The sequence below is a fragment of the Marinimicrobium sp. genome (assembly GCF_002695945.1).
Lineage (GTDB): Bacteria > Pseudomonadota > Gammaproteobacteria > Pseudomonadales > Cellvibrionaceae > Marinimicrobium > Marinimicrobium koreense.
This window is the reverse complement of the sequence record NZ_NZQP01000001.1, coordinates 1-8,572: the sequence shown is the minus strand read 5'-3', so window position 1 is coordinate 8,572 and position 8,572 is coordinate 1. Positions and strand designations below refer to the sequence as shown.

The 8,572-nt window shown below is 53.9% G+C and carries 8 protein-coding genes; 7 read left to right on the top strand and 1 reads right to left on the bottom strand.

From position 1 onward, the window contains the following. The 6 genes from CMG77_RS00035 to CMG77_RS00010 form a co-directional block, all read left to right on the top strand. A partial coding sequence (locus tag CMG77_RS00035) for a thioredoxin family protein (protein ID WP_286903369.1) occupies nucleotides 1–558 on the top strand: 558 nt, incomplete at its 5' end. Nucleotides 559–569: 11 nt separating this feature from the next. Continuing rightward, on the top strand, nucleotides 570–1,082 hold the full coding sequence (locus CMG77_RS00030) for a protein-disulfide reductase DsbD domain-containing protein (protein WP_286903368.1): 513 nt from the start codon (nucleotides 570–572) through the stop codon (nucleotides 1,080–1,082). A gap of 91 nt (nucleotides 1,083–1,173) precedes the next feature. Then, nucleotides 1,174–1,590 (top strand): Cd(II)/Pb(II)-responsive transcriptional regulator, encoded by a 417-nt coding sequence (cadR, locus tag CMG77_RS00025; RefSeq protein ID WP_286804873.1) that lies wholly within the window; start codon nucleotides 1,174–1,176, stop codon nucleotides 1,588–1,590. Nucleotides 1,591–2,101: 511 nt separating this feature from the next. Further along, nucleotides 2,102–3,406: a TolC family protein gene (locus tag CMG77_RS00020; protein ID WP_286804872.1), complete on the top strand. Its 1,305-nt coding sequence runs from the start codon at nucleotides 2,102–2,104 to the stop codon at nucleotides 3,404–3,406. Nucleotides 3,407–3,440: 34 nt separating this feature from the next. Next, nucleotides 3,441–4,382 (top strand): efflux RND transporter periplasmic adaptor subunit, encoded by a 942-nt coding sequence (locus CMG77_RS00015; RefSeq protein ID WP_286903367.1) that lies wholly within the window; start codon nucleotides 3,441–3,443, stop codon nucleotides 4,380–4,382. Between the two features lie 10 nt (nucleotides 4,383–4,392). Then, complete coding sequence (locus CMG77_RS00010) at nucleotides 4,393–7,515, top strand: efflux RND transporter permease subunit (RefSeq protein WP_286903366.1); 3,123 nt, start codon at nucleotides 4,393–4,395, stop codon at nucleotides 7,513–7,515. 315 nt (nucleotides 7,516–7,830) lie between these two features. Here the strand turns inward: CMG77_RS00010 and CMG77_RS00005 are convergent, their stop codons facing one another. After that, on the bottom strand, nucleotides 7,831–8,481 hold the full coding sequence (locus tag CMG77_RS00005) for an MBL fold metallo-hydrolase (RefSeq protein ID WP_353743476.1): 651 nt from the start codon (nucleotides 8,479–8,481) through the stop codon (nucleotides 7,831–7,833). On the opposite strand from CMG77_RS00005, the gene CMG77_RS16050 reads away from it, so the two are divergent. Further along, a partial coding sequence (locus CMG77_RS16050) for a hypothetical protein (protein ID WP_502691698.1) occupies nucleotides 8,461–8,572 on the top strand: 112 nt, incomplete at its 3' end. The genes CMG77_RS00005 and CMG77_RS16050 overlap by 21 nt on opposite strands.

Here is an 8,572-nt window from a genome sequence, read left to right as displayed (position 1 = left end):
GTGTTCTTTGCGGCTACCGTGTTCCCGGATGGTGTGGGACGGTTGCTGTGGATAATCTGGGTGACGGTGCTTACCTTCTGGCTGATGCGCGCACTATGGGTCGGACCTGACCTCCGCGCGCGCTTGGTTCCGGCGGTAGTATTGGTCGGGACTGTGGTCACGGGACTCGCGGCGTGGCCGCAGCCGGGTCGTGTCGCAACCGATACCTTGGCCTGGGAGCCTCTGACGGATGAGGCACTGAGCGATGCGCGGACGGCACAACGACCGGTGCTGATTGAATTTACAGCTGATTGGTGCATCAATTGCAAAGTGCTCGAACAGACCGTTTATCGTGATCGGCGTGTGGTCCGAGCTGTCCGTGAGGTTAATGCTATCACACTGCGCGCTGACCTAACGCGGCCTGATGAGCGCCTGAAACGTTATTTGCGCGAGTTCGGCGGGGCCGGCCTGCCGTTTGCGGTGGTACTCAATGGTCGCGGGAAGCCGGTAAAACGGCTGCCCGACCTGTTTGTGGCGGACACGCTGGCGTCGACGCTGCGCAGCTCTACGGAGGAATAAGTCGTATGCGCATGAATAAATCCCAAATCTTCGGCTGGCTGGTGCCTGGTCTGGGCGCTTTGGCGGTGGTGAGCGCATTGTTGGCATGGCAGTGGCCGCTCTTAGAGCCCAAAACCCTAGACGCAGCGGCTGGCGGCGAGGCGGCTAAAACCACCGCTGATCTGGTCGATATCCTTGCTGTGCGAGGGGCAGGGGACAGTATTCGTGTGACACTCTTGATCGAAGGCGATTGGCACGTGAATGCCAACCCCGCGTCCTTGGACTTCTTGATCCCCACCGAGCTTTCCGTGAGCGGGGGTGAACCCTTGCCGTTGGAAGTCGACTACCCACTCGGTCGCACTATCGACAGCGGGCTCGGTGATGAACCCTGGACCATTTACGATGATGGTACCATCATTCGCGCTACCCTTCTCAAAGACGTGTCTAATGACCAGTTAACCGCCGAAGTTCGGGTTCAGGCATGCCACGACAGCGGTCGTTGCCTGACTCCAGACACCCTCCAGGCGAGGCTTTCTCTCCGGTGACGGGAATATCGGTTTATGTGATGGCCCTCGTGCAACACCCTCGTTGTTATGCAGGATCTACTATAAGTTTGCCTTGGTTAAGGAGGTCTTCATGAGAATTGGCGCTTTGGCGAAGAAGCTTGGTTTGCCGGTTGAAACAATACGCTTTTGGGAGAAAAAAGGTTTGCTGCCAGAGCCTTCTCGAACGGAAAGCAATTATAGAGATTACGGCGATAGAGATTTGATGAACCTGCAATTTATTCGAAATTGTCGCGGTTTGGATATGAGTCTCGACGACATCCGGCAGCTGATACAGCTACGAAGCCAACGAACAGAGTATTGCAGTAGTGTCAACGATCTTATTGATAATCGTATTGCTCAGGTTACGATAAAAATCAAAACGCTACAAGCGCTTGAAGTTCAGTTGCGATCCTTGCGTCAGGCCTGCGCGGAGGGGCGAAGTGTCGAGCAGTGCGGCATTTTGCAAGGATTGACCGAGCGCAGCCGAAGCTCGATGACAAAGAAATAGAACCTTCACAGACCCTGGGGCGAGCGATGCCTTTCTGGCTCTTGGTGTGGTGGAGTATGTGTAAACGTATGTCAGCCCGGAAGGCAATTTTGACAAAACAAAAAGTGACGATTGTATTGATAACACTGATGGTTCTTCAGGGCTTCGTCGTCGCTGTTGAGGCACATCCGACTTCTCAGTGGGCTGACCGTACTCTGGGGTGGAATCAAGAGCTCCAGCCCGGAGATTGTAAGGTCGATACAAGCGAGGCCGTAAATACCGCTTTACTGCAAGACGGTTGCTCCTGTTGTGCCCTTTGCCACGCTTGTTGGCTCGCGATGGCCGTTCATCAATTTTCTGATTTTTATTCTGATGTTAGGGGCGTGCTGCCCTCCTACCTAATTGACTTTTCGTCCGTCCACGGCCCCTCTCTGTTTCGACCACCCTAAGCCTGATAGGTCCCGAGTTTTTAGCACTCTAGAGCTGGTCCCCATTGTTGGGGTACTGAAATAATTTTTTAGGATAATTACCGATGAACTACTTTGGTTTATGGGTTGGGCTCGCCCGCGTGCGTGTGCGCACCGCGCACACGTTACTATTGAGTCTTTTATTGTTATTGAGCGGCCTCTCGTATGGGCAGCACCGGGAGGCGGTGCTTACACTGGACGATGCTATTCACAAAACCATGCAGAACAACCCCCGCTTGCAGATGTACGAAGTTCGGATGCGTGGGCTCAAGGGGGTCAGAGAGTCCGCTGCCCTAACGCCAGCCTATGAGCTGGGTGCGGAGGTTGAGAACTTCGCTGGAGAGGGTGAAATACAAGGCCTGCGTGGCTCAGAACAGACGGTTTCACTGTCGTCGGTCATTGAACTCGGCGGAAAGCGTTCGGCGCGAGTGGCGCTGGTCGATGCTCGCACTGGTCTGTTGGACGCGCGGCGTAGGGCTGAAGCGTTGGATCTGCTCGGCGAGGTGACGCATGGCTTCGTCGCCGCCTTGGCAGCACAGGAACGGTTGAATCTAGAAAAAGATGCTTTGGTGCTAGCTCGCGCGACACTGGAGGCAGTTGAAAAGCGAGCACGCGCGGGTGTTGCACCAAATGCAGAGGTTTTACGGGCCAAAGCCGCTCTCGCAAAAACAAAAATCACCTTATCTCGCATGCAGCGGGTATTTGAAATAGAGAAGACCCATCTTACCAGTCTGTGGGGCGCTATCGAAACTGATTTTGAGGAGCTTCAAGGGGACCTGTTTCAATTCCCTCCCGCGGATGATTTTGCGTCTCTATACGACAGAGCCAAAGGCAACGCCGCTTTGGCTGTGTTTGCGAGTGAGACTCGCCTGAAGGAAGCAAGGATCCGGCTGTCACAAACGCGTGCCAAAAGTGATATCTCCTGGAGCCTAGGGGTACGCCGGATGGAAGGCTCTGGCGATACGGGGCTAGTTGCAGGGGTTAGTATGCCCTTGTTTGCAGATCGTCGAAGCAGTGGGGAAATTCGCGCTGCCCAAGCCGAACGTGATCAAGTGACGTTTCGGCGGAAAGAGGCACTGTTTAATCTGCATGCGCAACTTTTCGAAGCCTATCAAAATCGACAGCAGGGCGTTGAAGTCTCAGCAGTGCTGAAAGAAGAGGTAATACCGACACTCAATCGTGCGCTACGGGAGACGCGTGGAGCATATGAACGGGGGCGGTATAGCTACTTGGATCTGATTGCCGCGCAGGAAGAGTTGTTGGCTGCTAGACGGAGGATGATCGACTCGGCAGCCTCGGTGCTTCAATACGGCGCCCTTATTGAACAAATGACTGCCGAGCCTCTATCTACCAGCAGACTTTCCCGTTGACCACCAGCGCTGAAAAAACTATAGGAACAAGACTATGCGACACAGATATTACGTTATTCTTTCGGTACTAATGGTGATTCTTACTTCGAACGCTGCTTTCACTCAGGACTTTATTGAACCTAGGGGGCGGGATGAAGCGCACGAAAGGAATCGAACAGAGAATGAAGGAGAGAAGGTGGTTCGGATCAGTTCAGAGACGGCACAAAAAGCCGGACTAAGTACAAGCCAAGCTGGACCCGCTACCCTCGACCGCATTCTTCGGGTGTACGGAAAGATCGTTGTGCCACCTGGCCAGAAAACCCACATGAGGGCACGGTTCCCTGGTCAAGTCTATCAGGTTCATGCCCAGATTGGCGATCAGGTTGAAACCGGCGATTTACTCGCTGAAATTGAGTCCAATGACAGCCTGAGGACCTACCAGCTTCGCTCGCCGATCAACGGGGTTGTCGTCGACCGCCAAACAGCGGTTGGCGAACTAACACAGGATCGAGCGCTTTTCTCTATTGCCCGTTTAAACCCACTTTGGGTGGAGCTTCACGTATTCCCGGCGCAACGATCGGCCGTTTCGAAAGGGCAAACGGTCCTGCTGTCTTCTGACAGTGTTAAAGGAACGGTGACGCTTAGCCATGTTCTTCCTGGAAGTGAGCGGCGGCCTTACCTTATTGCTCGAGGTACACTTGACAACCGAGACGGACAATGGACACCCGGGCTGCTTGTTATGGGGGAAATTGTCGTAGAGTCATTTCAAGCCTCTGTCGCGGTGGACAATCGCGCCCTGCAAACAGTTGAGGGTAAAACGGTGGTTTTTACCAATAAGGATGATGTATTCAAAGCGCAATTGGTAGAACTTGGCCGCAGTGATGACCGTTACACCGAAATCCTTTCTGGGCTCGAAGCGGGTGAACGTTATGTCGTGGGCAACAGTTTTTTGGTTAAAGCTGACCTTTTGAAGTCAAGCGTCGAAGACCACGATTAGGAGACAGACGATGATCGAATCGATTCTTCGCTTCTCAGTCGAGCGGCGCTACCTCACTTTGTCCTTTATTTTTGTACTGATCGGCTTAGGTGTGTGGAGCTATCAGCGCTTACCGATTGATGCAGTGCCTGACATTACCAACGTTCAGGTACAGATCAATACCCAGGCTCCGGGTTATTCGCCTCTGGAAGCCGAACAGCGCATTACCTATCCGGTAGAGACGGCGCTTGCAGGGTTGCCAAATCTATCATATACGCGTTCTTTGTCCCGTTATGGGTTGTCGCAAGTGACAGTGGTGTTCGAAGATGGCACCGATATCTACTTTGCTCGAAACTTGATCGACGAGCGTCTAGGCGCGATTAAGAACGATCTTCCGCCAGGCCTTGAGCCCGAGATGGGTCCCATAGCAACCGGTCTCGGTGAAATTTTTACCTATACGGTTGAGGCCTTGCCTGGAGCGGTAAAGGCTGACGGAACACCGTACGATGCAACGGCATTGCGCGAAGTTCAAGACTGGATTATAGAGCCGCAGTTGGCTCTTGTACCCGGTATAGTCGAGATTAACACGATCGGCGGCTTTGCCAAGCAATATCACGTCACCCCCGACCCACGAAAGCTTCTGGTTTTTGACGTGACCTTGGACGATGTGAGCCAGGCCCTACGGAACAACAACAACAATCGCGGCGCTGGCTATATTGAGCACAATGGCGAGCAGCTGTTGGTGCGATCGCCTGGTCAGTTGCAAACGATAACCGACATCGAACAGGTGGTGGTGAAACTTGTCGATGGGTCGCCAGTGCGTGTTGCAGACATCGCGGAGGTCGCGATTGGAAAGGAGTTGCGCAGTGGCGCGGCTACGCGAAACGGAGTTGAAACCGTTGTTGGTACAGCGATGATGTTAATGGGAGCGAACTCCCGCGCTGTGGCTCGCGATTTGGCGATAAAGCTTGAAGAGATCGAGTCTTCTCTTCCCGAAGGCGTACGGGTGGACACCGTTTATGATCGCACCACTTTAGTGGACAAGGCCATCGCGACCGTAAAGAAGAACCTCTTGGAGGGCGCGTTGCTCGTCATAGCAGTGCTCTTTGTGCTGCTTGGAAACATTCGTGCAGCGCTGATTACTGCCGCAGTGATTCCTTTATCGATGCTCGCCACCGTTTTCGGTATGGTCAAGACAGGAGTGTCTGCCAACTTGATGAGCCTCGGCGCACTGGATTTTGGCTTGATTGTCGACGGGGCGGTCATCATCGTGGAGAACGCGACACGCCGCCTGGCAGAAGCTCAGGCATCTGATAACAGCAAGCTCGAACGAAAAGAACGACTTCGGTTGGTTTTTGAAGCGACTAACGAAGTCATTCGACCGAGTCTATTCGGGGTGTTGATTATTACGGTCGTCTACATTCCGTTGTTCACGTTGACTGGCGTCGAAGGGAAAATGTTTCAGCCGATGGCTGCTACCGTTGTAATGGCGCTTCTGGCAGCATTGGTGCTCTCATTGACTGTGGTTCCCGCGTCGGTCGCTGTATTTATGACCGGGCGCGTCAGCGAGAAAGAAAATCGTGCCATCGTCGCCGCAAAGTCACTTTATCGACCATTGTTGAGTTGGGTTCTCAGGTTACGATGGGGGATCATTTCCGGTGCCACTATTCTGGTTTTCGCATCAAGCTGGCTGGCCACAACACTTGGATCAGAGTTTGTGCCCCAGCTGGATGAAGGGGATATTACGGTGCAGGCGCTACGGGTGACCGGCACGGGGCTGGAACAATCGGTGGCGATGCAGGAGATGTTGGAAAGGCGCATTAGATCGTTCCCGCAGGTTGACAAGGTGTTAGCCAAGGTAGGCACAGCCGAGGTGGCGACGGACCCGATGCCTCCAAATGTGGTGGATAACTTCGTGATACTTAAACCGCGCAGTGAATGGCCGAATCCAAAGCTTCCCAAGGATGAACTGCTTCAAGAGTTGGAGGAGGCATTGGAGGAAGTTCCGGGCAATAACTACGAGATCACGCAACCGATTGAGATGCGCTTTAATGAGTTAATTTCGGGGGTTCGAGCGGATTTAGGAATCAAGGTCTTTGGTGATGACCTCGAACAGCTTCTAGCCTCAGCTGAGGCGATTCTCGCGGTTTTGAATGACATAGAGGGCTCAGCCGATGCACGGGTTGAGCAGGTTGACGGCCTACCAATGCTGTCAGTGCACCCCGATCGTATGGCGATCTCCCGGTACGGGCTCACCGTTGACGATGTACAGGATTTTGTTGCGACTGCTATCGGAGGTGAGTCTGTGGGATTGATCTATGAGGGGGATCGCCGGTTTGAGCTGGTGGTTCGTCTTCCAGAAAACGTGCGACGCGATGTCAAGCACTTGCACGAGTTGCCTGTGCCTTTGCCAGAGGGCGGGTATGCACCGTTGTCGGAACTCGCTACGCTCGTAATTGCGCCCGCGCCCAGCCAAATCAGCCGGGAAAACGGCAAAAGGCGAGTCGTGGTTATGGCAAATGTTCGGGGGCGGGATTTGGGGTCATTCGTAGCGGAAACCAAGCAGCGTGTCACGGCCGAAGTGAAGCTGAAGGCAGGGTACTGGCTAGATTATGGAGGTACTTTTGAGCAGTTGGCTTCGGCGAGTCAGCGGTTGTCACTTGTGGTCCCCGTGACGTTCGCTATTATTATTGTGATTTTGGTAGTGGCACTGGGCTCGCTTAAAGACGCACTCATTATCTTTACAGGCGTACCACTAGCGTTGACTGGTGGTGTATTGGCACTGTGGTTTCGCGATATGCCATTGTCAATATCGGCTGGCGTTGGCTTTATCGCGTTATCCGGTGTCGCGGTGCTGAACGGTTTGGTAATGCTCGCATTTATCCGCGATCGTTGGCACGTGTCAGGTGATCTGGCGTCTTCCATTATCGAGGGGGCACTACTACGCCTGCGTCCCGTGCTGATGACTGCGCTGGTTGCTAGCCTGGGTTTCGTGCCCATGGCGCTTAACACTGGAACTGGTGCCGAGGTGCAGCGTCCGTTGGCCACTGTAGTCATCGGTGGGATCATTTCGTCAACATTGCTGACGCTGCTGGTGCTGCCCGCGCTCTACAGTCTCGTCCACGGCGGGAGCCGCGCAAACCGGAAAGCTTAACAGAGGTAACCCTGGAGGTCGTGCGACCTCCAGGGCTTTTTTAGTCTCGCCACTACTACCGCTCATCATCCTCATCTGGTTAATCCCCCCTCCAAAACTTCCTTGTTGACGTTGGCTGGTATTTGACCGACTAACGAAATACGGTCGAGGCGTGTAAATCGACCAACTTGCAGACCTGCGCCGTCGTGGAGCGCGATTCAACTGTTGCCCCACTTGGCGTGAGGGATAGTTTGACAATGGGGTGTCTCTTGTAGCCAATCTCGATGGGTACGATACAAGCGTTTATACCTGTCTCTCTCTCGCCCGGAGTTCGTTTTAGAAGTGGTTTAGAGGGAGTTTTAGGTAGCTCATGCCGTTGTCCTCTTTTGGCGGGAAACTGCCTGCCCGCATGTTGATCTGAATGGAGGGTAGAATCAACTTCGGCATGCCCAGTGTGGCATCGCGTTTTTCACGCATCGTCACAAACTCGTCTTCGTCGACGCCCTCGTGAATGTGGATGTTGTGCTGCCGTTGCTCTCTTACGGTAGTTTGCCATTGATGGTGATCGCGTCCCTCGGATAGGTAATCATGGCACAGAAACAACCGAGTCTCGTCGGGCAGCGCGTACAGCTTTTGTACCGAGCGGTACAGAGTCCGGGCGTCGCCGCCGGGGAAGTCTGCTCGTGCAGTGCCGTAGTCCGGCATAAACAGCGTGTCGCCCACGAAGGCCGCATCCTCAATTACGTAAGTCAGGCAGGCGGGCGTGTGGCCGGGGGTATGCATGACTCGAACATTCAGTTCTCCAATCTTAAACTCGTCTCCTTCTTCGAAGAGTTCATCGAACTGTTTGCCGTCCTGTGAAAACTCCTGACCCACGTTGAAGATGTTTCCAAACTGGCAGACTGGCTCAAAGGCCAACGTCGCAACCCGGTCAAACTCTACACCTTTGGCGCACCCCGTGTCGGGCTGGAAGGCTTTGCTCGGCATCTGACGAACAGGGCCCTCTCGAGCAATATTTACCGTGTCTACCATAAAACCGATCCCGTCCCGATGATTCCGGTTTACCCCTACCGCCACC

Bases quoted from the DNA above. Each gene is read 5' to 3' on its own strand.
- CMG77_RS00010 (WP_286903366.1), top strand. From the start codon at position 4,393: ATGATCGAATCGATTCTTCGCTTCTCAGTCGAGCGGCGCTACCTCACT.
- CMG77_RS00015 (WP_286903367.1), top strand. From the start codon at position 3,441: ATGCGACACAGATATTACGTTATTCTTTCGGTACTAATGGTGATTCTT.
- CMG77_RS00030 (WP_286903368.1), top strand. From the start codon at position 570: ATGAATAAATCCCAAATCTTCGGCTGGCTGGTGCCTGGTCTGGGCGCT.
- cadR (WP_286804873.1), top strand. From the start codon at position 1,174: ATGAGAATTGGCGCTTTGGCGAAGAAGCTTGGTTTGCCGGTTGAAACA.
- CMG77_RS00020 (WP_286804872.1), top strand. From the start codon at position 2,102: ATGAACTACTTTGGTTTATGGGTTGGGCTCGCCCGCGTGCGTGTGCGC.
- CMG77_RS00005 (WP_353743476.1), bottom strand. From the start codon at position 8,481: ATGCCGAGCAAAGCCTTCCAGCCCGACACGGGGTGCGCCAAAGGTGTA.